The sequence below is a fragment of the Paraburkholderia sejongensis genome (assembly GCF_020880815.1).
Classification (GTDB): domain Bacteria; phylum Pseudomonadota; class Gammaproteobacteria; order Burkholderiales; family Burkholderiaceae; genus Paraburkholderia; species Paraburkholderia sejongensis.
Genome location: NZ_JAJITD010000010.1, coordinates 268,983 through 287,932, shown reverse-complemented (window position 1 = coordinate 287,932; position 18,950 = coordinate 268,983). Strand labels below are relative to the sequence as shown.

Here is an 18,950-nt window from a genome sequence, read left to right as displayed (position 1 = left end):
CCGTGTCCGAGACTGAAATTCTTGAGCGCATCCGCGCGATCTTCAAGGAGAACTTCGCGATCGAGCCGGAGGCGGTGACGCCGCAAGCTCATCTGTTCGAAGACCTCGATCTCGACAGCATCGATGCGGTCGATCTGGCCATCAAGCTGCAGGAAATGACCGGCCGCCGCATCAAGCCGGAAGAGTTCAAATCCGTGCGTACCGTCGGCGACGTCATCGCCGCGGTCGAATCGCTGCTCGCGGCGCAAGGCTGATGCCGGCCGCGCGTCCGCGCTCGCCGCTGCCGCAGCCGCCTGCCGCCGCGCCCCGGCTGCCGGGCGCACGGCCTCACTGGGGCAGGACTGTCGCGCAGGTGCTGCTGAAACTCGCCTATCCGGCGCTGATTCTATGCGCATGGCATTGGGATGCGCCGCGTCTGGTCGGTTTGCTGCTGCTGGCGACGCTGTGGCTGCAACGCTGGCTCGGCGGCGGCCCGCTTGCGATGCCGCTGCGCCAGCTGTCCGCGCTCGACTGGAGCGTGGTGGTGCTGCTGAGCTGCGCATCGGTCGCGATCGTCGTCACCGATAGCGAACTGCTGCTGCGCTTCTATCCATCGCTCGTCAATCTCGGACTGCTGATCGCATTCGGCGCGACGCTCGTGCGCGGGCCGTCGATGATCGAAAAATTCGCGCGGCTCGGCGAACCGGATCTGCCGGCAAGCGGCGTGCGCTATACGCGCCGCGTCACGCAACTGTGGTGTGGATTCTTCGTGCTGAACGGGCTGTTTTCCGCTTATACCGCGCTGGCCTGGAGCCGCGCGAACTGGTCGCTGTACAACGGCGTGATCGCTTACGCGCTGATCGGCGTGCTGCTCGCCGGCGAATATGTGTGGCGGCGGCTCGTCGTGTTGCCGCGCGCCGCGCGTGCGGGATCGGAGGCGCGATGATCGCGTTGCACGATCTGCTGGCCGCCGAGTCCGGGCTCGCGGCCGCCGCCACGCCAGTGTGCCGCGACGGTGCCACGCTGCTCGATCGCGCGGCGTTTCGCGCGCGGGTCGCGGCGCTGATTGCGCTCGTTGAAGCGCGCGACGCGGCTGCCGCGAGTGGTGCAGGCGCCGCACGGCACTGCGCGCTCTGCATCGACGATCCGTTCGACTTCGCGTGTGCGCTGTTCGCGTTGTTCGCGTGCGGCAAGGAGCCGGTGATTCCGGCCAACGCGACGCCTGGCTATCTCGCCGATCTCGCCGGTGCGTACGACTTCATGTTGAGCGACGCGGACCTGCCGCCGCTGTGCGCGGGGGCCGAAGCCGCCGCAGCGGCCACTAGCGCCGCCATCGCCGCGACCCCCACCTACCGAATTGACCCCCACGCGCCGCTCACGCTCTACACCTCCGGCAGCAGCGGCACGCCGAAGCCGATCCGCAAAACGCTCGCGCAATTTAACGCCGAGGTGCACACGCTGGAGACCCAGTGGGGCGCATTGATCGGCGACGCGACGATGCTCGCGAGCGTCCCGCATCACCACATCTACGGTCTGCTGTTTCGCGTGCTGTGGCCGCTCGCGGCCGGCCGTGCATTCGATCGCGCGCTCGGCATCGCGCCGCTGCAGCTGCAAAGCCGGATCGCGCAATACGGCGCGAGCGCGATCGTGTCGACTCCCGTGCAACTGTCGCGCTGGCCCGCGTTGCCGGGCTTCGCCGCGCTCGCTCCGGCGCCGCGCGCGTTCTTCTCGTCGGGCGGTCCGCTCGCGGCCGACGCCGCGCAGCACTACGCGGCGAGCTACGGCGCGGCGCCGCTCGAAATTTACGGCAGCACCGAGACCGGCGGGATCGCATGGCGCCGTCAGGACCAGAGCGACGCATGGCAGCCGGTCGCCGGCGCCGAACTGCGCCGCGACGACGACGGCGCGCTGTGCGTGCGCTCGCCGCATCTGGACCACCCGGACTGGCATCGCACCGGCGACCGTATCGCGTTCGACGCCGACGGGCGCTTCCGTTTGCAAGGGCGCCTCGACCGGGTGCTGAAGCTCGGCGGCAAGCGCGTGTCGCTGCCCGAACTCGAAGCGCGCCTGGCGCTGCATCCGTACGTCGCGCAGGCGGCGCTGGTGTCGCTCGAAGGCGTGTCGCGCGAACGGGTCGGCGCGGTGGTCGCGCTGACCGACGCGGGCAGCGCGGCGCTGCTCAAGGACGGCCGCGTCGCGCTCGCGAAGGTGCTGCGCCGTCATCTCGCCGATTACTTCGACGCGGTGGTGCTGCCGCGCCACTGGCGGTTTCGCGTGAGCCTGCCATTCGACGCGCGCGGCAAGCTGCCCGCCAGCGCGGTGGCCGCCGCGTTCGCGCCGCGCGCCGAGGGCATGGAAGTGCTCGCCGAAGCGCGCAGCGGCGACACGCTGCAGATCGAGCTGCGCGTGCCGCCCACGTTGATTCATTTCGCCGGCCACTTCCCCGGCCTGCCGATCCTGCCCGGCGTCGTCCAGGTCGACTGGGCCGCGCGGCTCGCGGCCGCGCATTGGCCGCAGGTGCGCGCGCTCGCGTCGGTCGAGCGGCTCAAGTTCATGGCGCCGGTGCCGCCGGGCGCGGTGCTCAAGCTCACGCTGACGCACGATAGCGCGCGCCGTCGCGTGCAGTTCGCGTACCGGCTGGACGGCCGCGACTGCGCTGCGGGCGTGCTCGTGCAGCGGGAGGACGCGTGATGCGCTTCGCGCCGTGCATCGTGATTCCGATCTACAACCACAAGGACGCCATTGGCGCGACCGTCGCGCATCTAGCGGTGCACGCTCTGCCGCTGTTCGTTGTCGACGACGGCAGCGACGAGCCGACCCAGCAGGTGCTCGCCGCGCTCGCGCAGCAATACGCAGGACAGCTAACGCTGCTGCGCCTGCCCGAAAACGGCGGCAAGGGCGCGGCGGTGATGGCGGGTTTGCGCGCGGCGCGCTCGGCCGGCTACACGCACGCGTTGCAGATCGACGCCGACGGCCAGCACGACGCGGCCGACGTGCCGCGCTTTCTCGACGCCGCGCGCGCCGAACCGGACGCGGTGATCCTCGGCCGGCCGGTCTACGACGACACGGTGCCGAAATCGCGCCTGTATGGCCGCTATCTGACGCATGTGTGGGTGTGGATCGAAACGCTGTCGCTGACGATCCGCGATTCGATGTGCGGCTTCCGGCTCTATCCGCTGGCGCTCGCGTGCGAACTGATCGACAGCGTGAAGCTGCCGACGCGGATGGATTTCGACATCGAAATTCTGGTACGCCTGCACTGGCTGCGCGCGGCATTCCGCTCGATCCCGACGCGCGTGACCTATGCAGCCGACGGCGTATCGCATTTCGACGTGCTGTGGGACAACGTGCGGATCAGCCGCAGTCATACGCGGCTCGTGTTCGGGATGCTGTGGCGTCTGCCGATGCTGCTCGCGCACAAGCTGATGCCGCGGCGCCGGGCGAGTGTTGCCGATTGCGCTGGCGAACAGCAGGGCGCCCGGCCGCCCGAAGCGTGGTGGCGCATCGCCGAACGCGGCAGCCATCTCGGCATGAGTCTGCTCGCGCTTAGCTGCAAGCTGTTCGGCCGTCGCTTCACCGCGCTGTGGCTGCATCCGATCGTCGCGTATTTCCTGCTGACCGGCCGCGCCGCGCGCGATGCGTCGGCCAATTACTTCCGCCATCTCGGCACGGTCGCGCCGTCGGGCGACACGCCGCGCCCCGGCTGGCGGTCCGCGTATCGCCATATGCTCGCGTTCGCGCAATCGGGCTTCGACAAGCTCGCCGCGTGGACCGGCCGCGTCAACGAAACCGACGTCAGCTTCGACGATCCTTCGGCGTTCGAAGCATTGATCGCGAGCGGCAAGGGCGCGCTGGTGATCGGCGCGCATCTGGGCAATCTGGAGATGGTCCGCGCGCTCGCGGTGCGTGGCGCGCACGCGAAGGTCACCGCGGTCGTCTACACCGAACACGCGCGCCGCTTCAATCACGTGCTGGCAGCGTCGAATCGCGATTTCGCGCGGCATCTGCTCGAAGTCGGCGACTTCGGTCCGCAGACCGCGGTGCTGATGCAGCAGCGCATCGATGCGGGCGAGCTGCTGGTGATCGTCGGCGACCGGGTGCCGGCCAACGAGGCGGGGCGCACCATCGACGCGCAGTTCCTCGGCGCGAGCGCGCCGTTCGCGCAGGGGCCGTACGTGCTCGCGCATGCGCTCGGCTGCCCGGTCTACCTGTTCTTCTGCCTGAAAGAGCGCGACCGCTACCGGATGTACTTCGAGCCGTTCGCCGAGCGCATCGAGCTGCCGCGCCGCGAACGCGCGCAGCATCTGGCCGGATGGGCGCAGCGCTATGCGCTGCGGCTCGAACACTACTGCCGCAAGGCGCCGTATCAATGGTTCAACTTCTTCGACTTCTGGGCAGGTTCGAAGCGAGGCGCGAATGGCCGACCCTGACCCGCGCCCGCGCGTCGTAACGCGCGCATTGCCGGACCACTATCGCAAAGGAAACAACGGATGATCGAGGCCCCGAAAGTGCCGACCGTACCCCACCTGCTGAGCGCGAGCACGACAGTCGAAGTGCCGTTTCACGACGTCGACGCAATGAGCGTGTGCTGGCACGGCAATTATCTGAAGTACTTCGAAATGGGCCGCGCGGCGCTGCTGCGCGCATTCGATTACGACTATCGCGAGATGCAGGCGTCCGGCTATCTGTGGCCGATCGTCGAGGCGCAATTGAAGTACGTGAAGCCGGCCGTCTACGGCCAGACGCTGGAAGTGAGCGCGCATCTGCTCGAATACGAAAACCGCCTGAAAATAGCGTACGAAATCGTCGATGGCGCGACCGGCACGCGGCTCACGAAGGGCTACACGATCCAGGTCGCGGTCGATGCCGTGAGCCACGAGCTGCAATTCGTGTCGCCGCCGGTGGTGTTCGAAAAGCTGGAGCGTGTATGGGGACAGCGATGAAGCGACGTGCGGCGGAAGCTGCCGCGTGGCGTGCAGCGGTTGCGATGCGCGCGCTGTATGCGATGCGTGAGATCGGCGTGACCGGTTTGACCGGCGGGGCACGGGCGCTCGCATTGCGCGCGGTGAGCGCGATGTTTGGGGTCGCCGTGGCGGGCGCGCTCGCATGGCCGGCCGCCGCCGCTTACGCAGCGGGCTCAGCCGCCGCCGCGGCTGATGCAGCTGCTAGTGCGGTCGCAAGCGCAGCCGCAAGCGCAGCCACGAAAGCGGCCACGAAACCGGGCACGGCCGCAAACGCTGCCACGACACCCGCCACGAACAACCCCGCACTCGTTTCCCGGATCGCCGCGCATCTGGCCGAACCGAAGGGCGTGCGCGCGCAATTTACGCAGACGCAAACGCTCGCCGCGATGAAGCAGCCACTCGTCAGCAGCGGCAATTTGCTGTTCTATCGCGAGCGCGGCGTGATCTGGCAGATCGACACGCCGTACAAGGCCACCTACGTGATCACCGATGCCGGCGTCGCCCAGCTCAACGCGGCCGGCCAGCGGGTCGGCACGCATAGCGCGCAGAGCACGCGCGGCGTCGCGCAGGTCTCGAAGATGATGCGCGCGATGCTCGGCGGCGATCTGTCCGCGCTGTACTCGCAGTTCGATGTGAGCGCGGCGGGCAGCGCCGCGCAATGGCGGATGCACCTCACGCCGAACCAGCCCCAGCTCGCGCAATCGATCAAGGGTCTCGAGATGAGCGGCGGCGACTATCTGCAAAGCCTGCGCATCACGCTCGCGAACGGCGACGTCACGAAGCTCGACTTCGCCAACAGCGCGGCCGTCGCCGAACCGACGGCGGCCGAGCGCAGCCTGTTCGGAGCGCCGTGATGGACCTGCCGCAACAGCGCCGGGCGAAACAGACGTGGGGCGTGCGCGTCGCATGGCTCGCGCTCGCGCTGCTGGCGGCGCTCTATTGCGGCTGGCGCTTCGCGGGGCCGGCGCCGCTCGAAACCAATCTGCTCGCGCTGCTGCCCGCGACCGAGGCGGACCCTGTCGCCGAAAAAGCGGTCGACACGCTCGCGAGCGCGCTCGGCGATCGCACGGTGCTGCTGGTCACGAGCCGCGACGACGCGCACGCGAAAGCGGCCGCGAAGCAACTCGGCGCGGCGCTGCAAAAGAGCGGCGCATTCGGCTCGGTGACCGCCGAGTTGCCGCCGTTCGATCTGTCGCAGATCGCGGCGCTGTATCTGCCGTATCGCTTCGGTCTGCTCACGCCGGCCGATCGCGCGACGCTCGCTCCACCCAACGCTCAAGCGGACCCGACCGCGCTGCACGACCTGCTCGCGCAGCGCCTCTACAGTCCGTTGCAAGGCGGCCTCACCACGCCGCTCGCCGACGATCCGTTCGGCTGGCTGCAACGCTGGCTCGGCGGATTGCCGCTCGCGACGTCGAATCTGACCGTCGAAGACAACCTGCTGGTCTCGCATCAGGGCGATGGGGAGAAGGCGACGACCAGCGTGCTGCTGGTCGCCACGCTGCCCGGTTCGGCGTACGAAACGAAAACCCAGCGCGCGGTGCACGCGGCGCTCGCCGACGCCGAAAGCGCGTTGCGCCAGAGTTTTCCCGATGTGACGGTCGCGCGCGCCGGCGCGGTGTTTTACGCGCAAGCGGCGCGCAGCGCGTCCGAACGCGAAGTGCACCTGATCGGCATCGCGTCGCTGTGCGGGATCGCACTGCTGATGCTGTGGGTGTTCCGCTCGCCGCGGCTGTTGCTGCTGGGCTTCGTATCGACCGCGCTCGGCATCGTCTGCGCGCTGGCGGCGACGCTGCTGATCTTCGGCAAGCTGCATCTGCTGACGCTGGTGTTCGGCGCGAGCCTGATCGGCGAGGCCGTCGATTATTCGATCCAGTACTTCGTCGTCTATCTCGGCGCGGGCCGCGACTGGGACGCGCGGCGCGGCGCGCGCACGGTGCGCCCGGCGCTGACCGTCGCGCTGGCGACCAGCCTGCTCGGCTACGCGATCCTGATGTGGGTGCCGTTCCCGGCGCTCAAGCAGATCGCCTGCTTCGCGATTGCCGGCATCGTGACCGCGTTCGCGTCGGTGCTGTGGCTGCTGCCCGCGCTGCTCACGCGCGCGCCGAAGCGCAGTCCGCGGCGGGTGTTCGCCGGCGCCGCGCGGCTGCTCGCGCACTGGCAGCGCGCGCTCGCCGGCCAGCGCGCCTGGCTGGTCGCGGCGCTGCTGCTGCTCGCCGCGGTGCCCGGCTGGCTGCGCCTGACCAGCGACGACGACATCCATCTGCTGATCCAGCGCGATGCGTCGCTGGTCGCGCAGGAGGACAAGGTGCGCGCGGCGGTCGGCGTCGACAACAGCGCGCAGTTTTTCGTCGTGCGCGGCGACACGCCCGAAGCGGTGCTGCAACGCGCGGAAGCGCTCGGCGCTAAGCTCGATGCGCTGGATGCGCTCGACGGCGGCGCCGATGCGGTCGGCGGCTATCAGTCGGTTGCGCAGTTCGTGCCGTCCGCGCGGCGGCAGAGCGAAGATCGCGCGTTGCTCGCGCAGCATGTGTTCAACGATCCGGCCGCGTTGCGCGCCACGTTGCTGCAAGCGGGTTTCAAGGACGAAGTCGCCGATGCGTGGCTCGCCGCGTATGCGAAGCCGCAGGCGCCGTTGACGGTGGATCAGTGGCTCGCGGTGCCGTGGTCGCAGCCGTACCGGCATTTGTGGCTCGGCGCGGTGGGCGTGAACGCGCAGAACCCGGCGAACGCGCCGAATGCCTCGAACGGCGCGAACGGCGCCAACGCGTCGGGCTACGCCGCCGTCGTCATCCCCCAACGTGTGACCCTGCACAACGCGCCCGCACTGATCGCGCTCGCGCACGATCTGCCCGGCGTCGTGTTCGTCGACAAAGCCGCCAGCGTATCGAAGCTGTTCGGCGAATATCGAGTGGATAGCGGCTGGTGGCTCGGCGGCGCGCTGCTGGTCGTCGCCGCGTTGCTGATGCTGCGTTATCGGGTGCGCGGCGGCCTCGCGACCACGCTGCCGGTGGTGCTCGCGGTCGGCGTCGCGCTCGCGGTGTTCGGCTACGCGGGCGTGCCGCTCAATCTGTTCAACTGGCTCGCGCTGATGCTGGTGCTCGGCGTCGGCGCAAACTATGCGGTGTTTCTGCGCGAAGGGTGTCTCCGCGCCGCCGCGGATCTCGGCGCGGTGTGGACCGGGGTGCTGCTGTCGGCGGCCACCACGCTGCTGTCGTTCGGCATGCTCGCGATGAGCGCGATGCCGGCGCTGCGCAGCTTCGGCGCGACGCTCGCGCTCGGTATCCTGGTGTCGGTGCTGCTCGCGCCGATGGGGATGCCAACCGCCACGCCCGCGCGCAAGCCGGGCGCCAGGTCATCGGAATCACGGAGGGCGGCATGAAAGCGCCATCGGTTTATTTACACGCGCTCGGCATGATCAACGCGCTCGGCGGCGACGTCGACGCGATCGTGCCGGCGCTCGCCGCCGCGCAATCGCCCGGCATGGGGCCGGTCCATACGGGGATCGGCGACGCGTTCGTCGGCAGCGTGCTCGCGCCGCTCGAACTTGCGCCGCGCGCCGATCTGGCGCGCTACGACTGCCGCAACAACCGGCTGCTGCTCGCTGCGCTCGCGCAGATCGCGCCGGCCATCGAAGCGGCGCGCGAGCGCTACGGCTCCGAACGGATCGGCGTGGTGCTCGGCACCAGCACGTCGGGCATCGAGGCGGCCGAAACCGCGTTCGTCTATCACGCGCAAGCGGGCCAATTGCCGGAGAACTTCAACTACCGGCAGATGGAAATCGGCACCGCCGCGCCGTTCGCGGCCGCCGCGCTCGGCGTGCAAGGGCCGGCGTTCACGATCTCGACCGCGTGCACGTCGAGCGCGAAGGCCTTCGCGTCCGCGCGCCGGCTGCTGCAATTGCAGCTGTGCGATGCGGTCGTGGTCGGCGGCGTCGATTCGTTGTGCGAACTCACGGTGCAGGGCTTCGCGTCGCTCGAATCGACCAGCAGCACGCGCACCAATCCGATGAGCCGCAACCGGCGCGGGATCAACGTCGGCGAGGGCGCGGCCGTGTTCCTGATGAGCCGCGACGAAGCGGCGGTGCGGCTCGCGGGCCTCGGCGAATCGAGCGACGCATATCATATTTCCGCGCCCGACCCGCAGGGTGTCGGCGGCGAGCTCGCGTTGCGCGACGCGCTGGCGGATGCGGGGATCGCGGCGTCGGCGGTCGGCTATGTGAATCTGCACGCGACCGCCACGCAGAAGAACGACGAAATGGAAGCGCATCTGATGGCGCGGGTGTTCCCCGGCGGCGTCGCCGCGAGCGGCACCAAGCCGCTGACCGGTCATCAGCTCGGCGCGGCCGGCGCGACCGAACTCGGCTTCGCGTGGCTCGCGCTCGCGCGCGACGACGCGAACCTGCCGCCGCATCTGTGGGACGGCGAGGCCGATCCGGCGCTGCCCGCGCTCGATCTGGTGCAGGGCGCGCGCGCGTTGCCGCGCGGCGCCGGCACCCAGTACGCGATGAGCAATTCGTTCGCGTTCGGCGGCAGCAATGTCAGCCTGATTCTGGCCCGGTGACGCGCATGGCGACTTCGTCACCCAACTCGCACAAAACCGGCGACGCGCCAACCGGCGTCGAACGAGCCGCCGTCGGCCCGGCCAGCGTCGAGCCGGGCGGCACCGCGCCAACCAGCGGCGTGCCACCCAGCGTCGAAGCGCTCGCGCGCCAGCCGATCGAATCGATCATCCCGCATCGCGGCAGCATGCTGCTGCTCGACGCGGTCGACACCTTCGCCGACACCACGCTCAGCGCGTACGCGGGCGTCGATCCGCACGCGTGGTACGCGGACGCCGACGGCGCGATGCCCGCGTGGATCGGCATCGAGTTGATGGCGCAGGCGATCGCCGCGCACGTCGCGCTGCTGGCGATGCGCGGCGGCGGCCACGCGCGCCCCGGCGTGCTGCTCGGCTCGCGCAGCTACGAGGCGGCGCAACCCGCGTTTCGCGCCGGCGCGAAGCTGCGCATTCAGGTCACCGAACTACTGCGCAGCGAAGCCGGCCATGGCGCGTACGAATGCACGATCGACGACGGCGATGCGCGCTGCGCGGAAGCGGTGATCAAGGTGTTTCAACCGCCCGATTTCCAGACTTTTATCGAAGGGAGTTTCAACCCATGAGCCGGCGAGTTCTCGTTACCGGCGCAAGCCGCGGCATCGGCCGCGCGATTGCGTATCAGTTGGCCGCCGACGGCTTCGCGGTATCCGTGCACTGCCGCACCGGCCGCAGCGAAGCCGACGCGGTCGCGAGCGGCATCGCCGCCCAGGGCGGCAGCGCGCGCGTGCTGCAGTTCGACGTGCGCGAGCGCGCCGCGTGCCGCGAGGTGCTCGAAGCTGACGTCGCCGCGCATGGCCCGTACTACGGAATCGTGTGCAGCGCGGGCGTCACGCGCGACGCCGCGTTTCCCGCGCTCACCGACGAGGACTGGGACGTCGTGATCGAAACCGGGCTCGACGCGTTCTACAACGTCGTGCATCCGCTGACGATGCCGATGGTGCGCGCGCGCAACGGCGGGCGGATCGTCACGATCGCGTCGGTGTCGGGCGTGATCGGCAACCGCGGCCAGGTCAACTACAGCGCGGCGAAGGCCGGCCTGATCGGCGCGACCAAGGCGCTCGCGGTCGAACTCGCGTCGCGCAACATCACGGTCAACTGCGTCGCGCCGGGACTGGTCGAAACCGGCATGCTCGAACAGGTGCCGCTCGAACAGGCGCTGAAAACGGTGCCGATGAACCGCGTCGGACAGCCGGCCGAGGTCGCGGCGGTGGTGAGCTTTCTGATGTCCGATGGCGCGTCGTACGTGACGCGTCAGGTGATCGGCGTGAACGGCGGGATGATCTGATGAAGCGCGTCGTGATTACCGGCATGGGCGGCGTGACCGCGTTCGGCGACAGCTGGGACGCGGTCGAAGCGCGCCTGAGAAGCGGCGAAAACGCGGTGCGGCGGCTCGCGCAATGGGATTACTTCGATGCGCTGCATACGCGGCTCGCGTGTCCGTTGCCGGCCTTCACGACGCCCGCGCATTACCCGCGCAAGAAGGTCCGCTCGATGGGCCCGGTGTCGCTGTACTCGGTGCGCGCGAGCGAACTCGCGCTCGCCGACGCGGGCCTCGCCGACGATGCGAGCATCGCCGACGGCCGGATGGGCGTCGCGTACGGTTCGTCGTCGGGTTCGGTGCAGCCGATCCGCGCGTTCGGCACGATGCTCGAGACCGGCTCGATGAGCAACGTCACGTCGAACAGCTACGTGCAGATGATGCCGCACACGAGCGCCGTCAACGTCAGCCTGTTCTGGGATCTGAAAGGCCGCATCATCCCGACTTCGTGCGCGTGCGCGTCCGGCAGCCAGGCGATCGGCTACGCGTACGAGGCGATCCAGAGCGGAAAGCAGGCGCTGATGCTGGCCGGCGGCGCGGAAGAATTGTCGGGGCCGGCGGTCGCGGTGTTCGACACGCTGTACGCGACCAGCACCCGCAACGACGAACCGCACCTCACGCCGCGTCCGTTCGATGCCGCGCGCGATGGCCTCGTGGTCGGCGAGGGCGCGGCGACGCTGGTGCTCGAAGAGTACGAACACGCGCTCGCGCGCGGCGCGCGGATTCACGCGGAAATCGTCGGCTTCGGCTGCAACTCGGACGGCGCGCACATGACGCAGCCGACCGCCGGCACGATGGCGCTGGCGATGCAGCTCGCGCTGCGCGACGCGCAACTGTCGCCCGACGCGATCGCGTACGTGAACGCGCACGGCACCTCGACCGATCGCGGCGATATCGCCGAGAGCCATGCGACCGCGCAGACCTTCGGCGCGCGCATGCCGATCAGCTCGCTGAAGAGCTACATCGGCCATACGCTCGGCGCGTGCGGCGCGATCGAAGCGTGGTGGACGATCGAGATGATGAAGCGCAACTGGTACGCGCCGACGCTGAACCTCGATCATGTCGATCCGGCTTGCGCGCCGCTCGATTACATCGTCGGCGGCGCGCGCGAGATCGATGCGCAGTACGTGATGAGCAACAACTTCGCGTTCGGCGGCATCAACACGTCGCTGATTTTCAGGCGCGTTCGATGAGCGTCGCGCTGCAACGGGTGGTCGTGACCGGCATGGGCATCGTGTCGTGTCTCGGCAATACGCTGGACGAAGTATCGGCCGCATTGCGCGCGGGCCGCTCGCGGATCGAGCGCGTCGACGCGTGGCGCGAGCGCGGTTTCGGCTCGCAGGTCGCGGGCGTCGCGTCGGTGGCCGGCGAGCCGCCGTTCGAGCGCAAGCTGGAGCGCTTCATGGGCGACACCGCGCGCTTCGCGTGCCACGCGGCGCGCAAAGCGATCGACGACGCGGGTCTCACCGCGCAGGCGTTGCAGTCGCCGGACGCAGGCGTGGTGATCGGCTCGGGCGTCGGCGCGCTGGCGAGCTACGACGCGGCGCTGGCCATCGCGCACACGCGCGGCATCGACAAGCTGCCGCCGTACACGGTGCCGCACGCGATGAGCAGCACCGCGTCGGCGAACGTCGCGCAGGTGTTCGGGCTCGAAGGCGTCAGCTATTCGCCGTCGTCCGCGTGCACGACTTCGGCGCTCGCGCTCGGCCAGGCGCTGCAACTGATCCAGACCGGCCGTCAGCGGATCGTGCTGGCGGGCGGCAGCGAAGCGCTGCACGACCACACCACACTGATGTTCGACGCGATGGGCGCGCTGTCGCGCGGCTTCAACGACACGCCGCTGACCGCATCGCGGCCCTACGACAGCGCGCGCGACGGCTTCGTGATCGCGTCGGGCGGAGGCGTGCTGGTGCTCGAAGCGCTCGATCACGCGCTCGCGCGCGGCGCACGGATTTACGCGGAGCTTTCCGGCTTCGGTGCGTGCACCGAGCGCGCGGCGATGGTCGCGCCGGGTGCCGCCGGCATCGCGCGGGCGATGCGCGGCGCGCTCGCCGAAGCGGGTCGCCGTCCCGACTACGTGAACACTCATGCACCGTCGACGCCGCGCGGCGACCTCGAAGAGTTGCACGCGTTGCGCGACGTGTTCGGCTCATCCGGGCAGGGCGAGGGCGTGCCGGCGTTTTCGTCGACCAAGGGGCTGACTGGCCATTCGCTCGGCGCGTGCGGCGCGCACGAAGCGATCTATACGTTGCTGATGATGCGCGACGGCTTTATCGCGGGCACCGCGCCGGTCGATCAGCCGGAGCCGGAACTGCGCGACCTGCCGCTCGTGCGGGCGACGCGCGCCGCGCGCATCGACACGGCGATGTCGGTTTCATTCGGGTTCGGCGGCAGTTGCGCGAGCCTGATGTTCGAAGCGTGGCGAGGCGGTTGAGCAGGATGCCGAACCACACTAACGGGCCATTGCGTTGCGGCTGCGGTGCGAACGCAGCACGAATGCAGCACGAACGCAGCGCAGCGGCCGCCAATCTGAAAACAGGGAAGGGAATAACAATGAAGAAGCTGGTTGGAGTGGCAGCAGTGCTGGTGGTCGCGTTGACGCAGGCCGGTTGCGCGACGCAGGTGAAGTCGTTGCCGTTCGCGGCGGCCGGCAGCGAGTCGCGCGGCGAAGTGCCGGTGTACTTCGGACAGCAAAGTCATCAGCCGGTGAAGACGCGGCTTGGCGAAGTGGCGTATTCGGTGCGGATCGCGCGTCGGACTTCGGAGCCGGACGAGGCCTGCCATCAGGCGCTCGCCGAAGCGGTCGGCAAGCTGCGCGCCGCCGCGCGTGAGCGTCACGCGAATGCGGTGATCGACGTATCGACGCGCTTTCACAGCAACGAAACCAGTTCGTCGACCGACTTCACTTGCGGCGTGAGCCCGAGCGCGGCGGCGATCGGGGTGCGCGGGCAACTGGTCGTGCTGGAAGCGGACTGAAGCGCCGCGGCGCGCCGCGACCTGAGCGCGGGCGCGCCGCACGAACCCTGCATGCGGCGCAGCGCGCATGCATACCGTTGGAGCAGAGATTTTGAATAGCGATTCCTCAACCCGGACCACGGTCGATGTCGCGATCATCGGCGCGGGTCCGTCCGGCGCGGTCGCCGCCGCGCTGTTGCGCAACGCGGGCCGCTCGGTGCTGGTGCTCGAGCGCCAGCACTTTCCGCGCTTCTCGATCGGCGAGAGCCTGCTGCCGCAAAGCATGGCTTACCTCGAAGAAGCCGGGATGCTGCAGGCCGTCGTCGAGGCGGGTTTTCAGTACAAGAACGGCGCGTATTTCGTCTATCGCGACCGGCATTCGTCGTTCGACTTTCGCGACAAACATTCGGCCGGCTGGGGCACGACTTACCAGGTCGAGCGCGCGCAATTCGACGATCTGCTGATCCGCTGCGCGGCCGCGCAAGGCGCCGACGTGCGCTTCGGCCATACGGTGCGCGCGGTGCAGACCGGCGCGACGCCGCAGCTCGAGGTGGTCGATGAAGCGGGCCACGCGTACGAGGTCCAGGCGCGCTTCGTGCTCGACGCCAGCGGCTTCGGCCGCGTGCTGCCGCGCCTGCTGAATCTGGAAGCGCCGACCCGCATGCCGACTCGCGCGGCGATTTTCTCACACGTGCGCGACGGCCTGACGCTCGACGCGGCCGATCGCAACAAGATCTGCATCGCCACGCATCCGGAGCGCCGCGACGTGTGGTTCTGGATGATTCCGCTCGCGGGCGGCCGCTCGTCGGTCGGCTGCGTGGCCGAGGCGAGCTTTCTCGAGGTGCCGGACGCGCAGCGCGAGGCGACGCTGCGCGCGCTGATCCGCCAGGAGCCGACGCTGAACCGGCTGATCGGCGACGCGCCGTTCCTGATGCCGGTGAACCGGATCGGCGGCTATGCGGCGAACGTCGAGCGTCTGCACGGGCCCGGTTATGCGCTGCTCGGCAATGCGGGTGAGTTTCTCGATCCGGTGTTCTCGTCGGGCGTGACGATCGCGCTGCGCTCCGCGCATCTGGCCGCGCGTACGCTGAACCGGCAACTGGACGGCGAGGCGGTCGACTGGGCCGCGGATTACGACGTGCCGCTGCGCAAGGGCATCGATACGTTCCGCGCGTTCGTCGAGCGCTGGTACACCGGCGAGTTGCAGGACATCATCTATTACCCGGACCAGAACCCGGCGATTCGCCGGATGATCTGCGCGGTGCTCGCCGGCTACGCGTGGGACGAGACGAATCCCTATGTCGCCGATCCGGTCAGGCGGCTCGACGTGCTGCACGAGTTGTGCAAACCGCAGTGATCGAGTCGTGACGCAGCAGTGCACGGCCGCTGCCCGGCGGCAAGGATGAAAAAAACGGCGCTTCGAAGATTCGAAGCGCCGTTTTGCCATGTAGAACCAATCGACCGTCAATCAGCCGTTCGATCGGCCGTTCAATCGGACGTTCAGTCGGCCAGCACCCGCGCTGCGCGCTCCACCCGCGTCCCCGCCACATGCTTGCGCGCGTCGTCGCGTCGATGCACGCACTGGCCGGCCGCATACGTTTCGTACACCGCGCGATCGTCGCCGAGCAGCGCGAACGCGAACAGCAGCTCTTCCAGCGATTCCCTGCGCGCGGTGCGGCGCGCGAGCAGCGGCGTCGCCTGCGGATCGAGCACGACGAAATCCGCTTCCGCGCCGCTCCTGAGCGTGCCGACCTTGTCGCCGAGATCGAGCGCCTCGGCGGCGCCCGCGGTCGCCAGATAGAACATCCGCGTCGCGGTCAGATGATGGCCGCCCAGCCGCGCCACCTTGTGCGCCTCGTTCATCGTTTGCAGCATCGAGAACGACGTGCCGCCGCCGACGTCGGTCGCGAGCGCGATCGGCATGCCGGCCGAGTCGGCCTTGTCGAAGTCGAACAGGCCGCTGCCGAGAAACAGGTTCGAGGTCGGGCAGTGCGACGCGACCGCGCCGGTTTGCGCCATCCGCTTGCGGTCCTCGTCGTCCAGATAGATGCAATGGCCGTAGACCGCGCGGCGGCGCAGCAGATCGTAGCGATCGTAGACGTCCAGATAGCTGCGGTGGCCGGGGAACAGGTCGGCGACCCATTTCACTTCGTCGGTGTTCTCGGCGACGTGGCTCTGGATAAAGATGTCCGGATGCGCGCGCGCGAGCGCGCCGCAGGCTTCGAGCTGCGCTTCGGTCGAAGTCGGCGCGAAGCGCGGCGTCAGCGCGTACATCTGGCGGCCGCGGTTGTGCCAGCGTTTGATCAGCTCGGCGCTGTCGTCGTAGCCCGATTGCGCGGTGTCGCGCAGGAACTCGGGGCAGTTGCGATCCATCAGCACCTTGCCGGCGATCATCCGCAGGTTGCGCGCGTCGCTCTCGGCGAACAGGGCCTCGGCCGATTCCTTGTGGACCGTGCAGTAGACCAGCGCGGTGGTGGTGCCGCACGCGAGCAGTTCGTCGACGAAAAAGCTCGCGGTTTCGCGCGCATGCGCGCTCTCGCCGAAGCGGCGCTCGGTCGGGAACGTGTAGGTGTCGAGCCACGGCAGCAGACCCGGCGCCGGCGACGCGATCATGTCGGTCTGCGGGTAGTGGATATGGGTATCGATGAAGCCCGGCACGATCAGCTTGTCGCGCCGGTCTTCGATGCGGGTGCCCGGCGCGAGCCGCGCGGCGAGCGCCGCGTACGCGTCCGCCGCGACCACCCGGCCGTCCTCGACGATCAGCAGCCCGTCCTCGTGATACACCGCGCCATGCGGCGCGTGCGCGGGATCGCCGTGGAACGTCAGCAGTTGCGCGCGGAAAGCGGTCTGCGCGGAGGGTCCGGCCGTTGCCGGGGTGCCCGCTTGCGCGGTGTGAACCGATGCAGTCATGGAAAAGCTGTCTCCGAAGGTTGAAAGCCGGTCTGCCGGGCGGGTTGCGAACCCGCCCGCCGCCGGTTGCTGCCCGTCAGTGCGGGCCGTTCTGCCGCCAGCTCGCGTCCAGCTTTGCAATCAGCATGTCGCGTTCCTCGGGCGTCACGAACGACGCCTCGAAGCCGTTGCGGATGACCGTGTAGACCTCGGCGTCGTCGAGCTTCAGCGCGTCGATCGTGGCCAGATAGTTCGCGTTCACGTAGCCGCCGAAGTAAGCCGGATCGTCGGAATTGACGGTCACCGCGACGCCGTGATCGAGCAGGTCCTTCAGCGTGTGTTTGGTCAGGTCGTCGAACACGCATAGCTTCAGGTTCGACAGCGGGCACACGGTCAGCGCGACGCGCGTGTCGGCAAGGCGCGTGACGAGCGCCGGGTCCTCGATGCTGCGCACGCCGTGATCGACGCGGTCGACCTTCAGCACGTCGAGCGCTTCGTAGATGTACGACGGCGGGCCTTCCTCGCCCGCGTGCGCGACCAGCTTCAGGCCGAGCGCGCGCGCCTTCGCGAACACCCGCTCGAACTTCGACGGCGGATGGCCGCGCTCCGACGAATCGAGACCGACGCCGATCAGCCGGTGCTTGTACTGCTCGAATAGCGGCAACGCTTCGTCGAAGGTCGCGAGCGCGTCTTCTTCCGACAGATGGCGCAGGAAGCACAGGATCAGCTTGCTCGACATCCCGCGCTTTTCCGCGTCGGCGAGCGCGCGCTCGATCCCGGCCACCACGGTCGCGATCCGCACGCCGCGCTCGGTGTGGGTCTGCGGGTCGAAGAAGATTTCGCTGTGGATCACGTTGTCGGCCAGGCACCGTTCCACATAAGCCATCGTCATGTCGTAGAAGTCCTGCTCGTGCAGCAGCACGCTCGCGCCCGCGTAGTAGATGTCGAGGAACGATTGCAGATCGGTGAACGCGTAGGCGGCGCGCAGCGCGTCGACCGAGTCGTACGCGAGCTTTACGCCGTTGCGCTGCGCGAGCGCGAAAATCAGTTCAGGCTCCAGAGAACCTTCGATGTGGATGTGCAGTTCGGCCTTCGGCGCGCGCGCGGTTTTCTCGGCGAGCGAGAGCGGGGTAGCGGTTGTCGTGATTGTCGTGGTCATGGCGGTCGGGAGTGCTGTAGTTAGTTGTTGAATGCGCAGAGGATGGCGCGAGGTTGCGCGGGGCCGCGCGTCACACCGGCTGGCTCACGCGCCGCGCGCCCGCGTTCGCTTCGACCGCCTGCAGCAACTGCGCGGCCGCCGAAATCGCGATGACCTCGGGCGCCTTGTCGACGATGCCGTCGACGCCGAGCGGACACTTCATGCGCGCGATCTGCGCCGGATCGATGCCGCGCGCGGCAAGCCGGTGCTCGAACTGCTTGCGCTTGGTGTGCGAGCCGATCATCCCGAAGAACGCGAAGTCGCCGCGCCGCAGGATCCGCTCGGCGAGTTCGAGGTCGAGCGTGTGGTTATGCGTCATCACGACGAAGTACGTGTTCGGCGCGGCCTGATCGATCGCTTCATCGGGTGCGTCGTTCGCGTCGATCGTCAGGTTCGGCGCGTGCAAGCTCTCCGGCGGCGGAAACTGCGCGTCGCGTTCGTCGACCCAGCGCACCGTGCACGGCAAGGTGGCGAGCACGCGCACCAGCGCCGCGCCGACGTGGCCGGCGCCGAACAGCACGAGCGGGAATTCGGCCGGCGCGATCGTCTCGGTCAGCAGCGCGCTGCTGTCGTCGAAACCGGCGCCGTCCCATAGCAGGCAATCGGCGGTTTCGACGCCAGGCTCGGGCTCGGACAGCATCACCGGATCCGGCGCGGGGCCGAATGATACGCTACGCACCGTCGCCTGGCCGGCGGCGAGCCGCTTCGCGAGCGACGCGATCCAGCCGAGATCGCCGACGTCGAGCCGCTCGAACGCGAGGATCACCGCGCCGCCGCAGCACTGGCCGAGACTCGGGCCGAGCGCGAAGCGTTCGAGCCGGCGCATCTGCGGCGCGCGCATGCCGTCGCGCAGCACCTGGCGGGCGGTCTCGATCGCTTTCCATTCGAGATGGCCGCCGCCGATCGTGTGGCGGGCCGCTTCGCGCGTGACGATCATCTTGGTGCCCGCTTCGCGTGGCGCCGAGCCCTCGGCGCGCGCGACCGTCACCAGCACGGCGGCGTCGCCGTGCGCGAGCAGGTGTTGCAGGTCAGTGAGCCAGGCTTGCAT

17 protein-coding genes are annotated in these 18,950 nt (G+C 69.0%); 14 read left to right on the top strand and 3 right to left on the bottom strand.

Annotation, left to right across the window (positions count from 1 at the left end; translation table 11 throughout):
• The first annotated feature begins 2 nt into the window (after positions 1-2).
• From LJ656_RS21235 to LJ656_RS21170, 14 genes are all read left to right on the top strand, one after another.
• A complete protein-coding gene (locus LJ656_RS21235) occupies positions 3-254 on the top strand; it encodes an acyl carrier protein (protein WP_230511322.1) in 252 nt (83 codons plus the stop codon).
• A complete protein-coding gene (locus LJ656_RS21230; protein WP_230511321.1) occupies positions 254-925 on the top strand; it encodes a COG4648 family protein in 672 nt (223 codons plus the stop codon). The genes LJ656_RS21235 and LJ656_RS21230 overlap by 1 nt, the downstream gene beginning before the upstream one ends.
• Positions 922-2,670: an ApeI family dehydratase gene (locus tag LJ656_RS21225; protein WP_230511320.1), complete on the top strand. Its 1,749-nt coding sequence runs from the start codon at positions 922-924 to the stop codon at positions 2,668-2,670. Before LJ656_RS21230 ends, LJ656_RS21225 begins: the two co-directional genes overlap by 4 nt.
• On the top strand, positions 2,670-4,409 hold the full coding sequence (locus tag LJ656_RS21220) for a glycosyltransferase family 2 protein (RefSeq protein WP_230511367.1): 1,740 nt from the start codon (positions 2,670-2,672) through the stop codon (positions 4,407-4,409). The genes LJ656_RS21225 and LJ656_RS21220 overlap by 1 nt, the downstream gene beginning before the upstream one ends.
• A gap of 60 nt (positions 4,410-4,469) precedes the next feature.
• The gene (locus LJ656_RS21215; protein WP_230511319.1) at positions 4,470-4,922 is read left to right on the top strand and encodes an acyl-CoA thioesterase; all 453 of its coding nucleotides are present in this window, start codon (positions 4,470-4,472) and stop codon (positions 4,920-4,922) included.
• 131 nt (positions 4,923-5,053) lie between these two features.
• Positions 5,054-5,797 (top strand): LolA family protein, encoded by a 744-nt coding sequence (locus LJ656_RS21210; protein WP_425605980.1) that lies wholly within the window; start codon positions 5,054-5,056, stop codon positions 5,795-5,797.
• Positions 5,797-8,325 (top strand): MMPL family transporter, encoded by a 2,529-nt coding sequence (locus LJ656_RS21205; RefSeq protein WP_230511318.1) that lies wholly within the window; start codon positions 5,797-5,799, stop codon positions 8,323-8,325. Before LJ656_RS21210 ends, LJ656_RS21205 begins: the two co-directional genes overlap by 1 nt.
• Positions 8,322-9,506: a beta-ketoacyl-[acyl-carrier-protein] synthase family protein gene (locus LJ656_RS21200; protein WP_230511317.1), complete on the top strand. Its 1,185-nt coding sequence runs from the start codon at positions 8,322-8,324 to the stop codon at positions 9,504-9,506. Before LJ656_RS21205 ends, LJ656_RS21200 begins: the two co-directional genes overlap by 4 nt.
• Before the next feature lie 5 nt (positions 9,507-9,511).
• Positions 9,512-10,105, top strand: coding sequence for a hotdog family protein (locus tag LJ656_RS21195; protein ID WP_230511316.1), 594 nt, complete (start codon positions 9,512-9,514; stop codon positions 10,103-10,105).
• Positions 10,102-10,827 (top strand): 3-ketoacyl-ACP reductase FabG2, encoded by a 726-nt coding sequence (locus LJ656_RS21190; RefSeq protein WP_230511315.1) that lies wholly within the window; start codon positions 10,102-10,104, stop codon positions 10,825-10,827. The genes LJ656_RS21195 and LJ656_RS21190 overlap by 4 nt, the downstream gene beginning before the upstream one ends.
• Entirely contained in the window at positions 10,827-12,053 is a 1,227-nt protein-coding gene (locus tag LJ656_RS21185) for a beta-ketoacyl-ACP synthase (RefSeq protein ID WP_230511314.1), read from the top strand. The genes LJ656_RS21190 and LJ656_RS21185 overlap by 1 nt, the downstream gene beginning before the upstream one ends.
• Entirely contained in the window at positions 12,050-13,294 is a 1,245-nt protein-coding gene (locus tag LJ656_RS21180) for a beta-ketoacyl-[acyl-carrier-protein] synthase family protein (RefSeq protein ID WP_230511313.1), read from the top strand. Before LJ656_RS21185 ends, LJ656_RS21180 begins: the two co-directional genes overlap by 4 nt.
• 119 nt (positions 13,295-13,413) lie before the next feature.
• Positions 13,414-13,836, top strand: coding sequence for a signal peptidase (locus LJ656_RS21175; RefSeq protein WP_230511312.1), 423 nt, complete (start codon positions 13,414-13,416; stop codon positions 13,834-13,836).
• 91 nt (positions 13,837-13,927) lie between these two features.
• Complete coding sequence (locus tag LJ656_RS21170; RefSeq protein ID WP_230511311.1) at positions 13,928-15,172, top strand: NAD(P)/FAD-dependent oxidoreductase; 1,245 nt, start codon at positions 13,928-13,930, stop codon at positions 15,170-15,172.
• Positions 15,173-15,315: 143 nt separating this feature from the next.
• On the opposite strand, the gene guaD is transcribed toward LJ656_RS21170, so the two are convergent.
• The 3 genes from guaD to xdhC form a co-directional block, all read right to left on the bottom strand.
• Positions 15,316-16,725, bottom strand: a complete 1,410-nt coding sequence (guaD, locus tag LJ656_RS21165; protein WP_230511310.1) for a guanine deaminase — start codon at positions 16,723-16,725, stop codon at positions 15,316-15,318.
• Positions 16,726-16,801: 76 nt separating this feature from the next.
• On the bottom strand, positions 16,802-17,863 hold the full coding sequence (locus tag LJ656_RS21160; RefSeq protein ID WP_230511309.1) for an adenosine deaminase: 1,062 nt from the start codon (positions 17,861-17,863) through the stop codon (positions 16,802-16,804).
• 70 nt (positions 17,864-17,933) lie between these two features.
• The gene (gene xdhC / locus LJ656_RS21155) at positions 17,934-18,950 is read right to left on the bottom strand and encodes a xanthine dehydrogenase accessory protein XdhC (RefSeq protein WP_230511308.1); all 1,017 of its coding nucleotides are present in this window, start codon (positions 18,948-18,950) and stop codon (positions 17,934-17,936) included.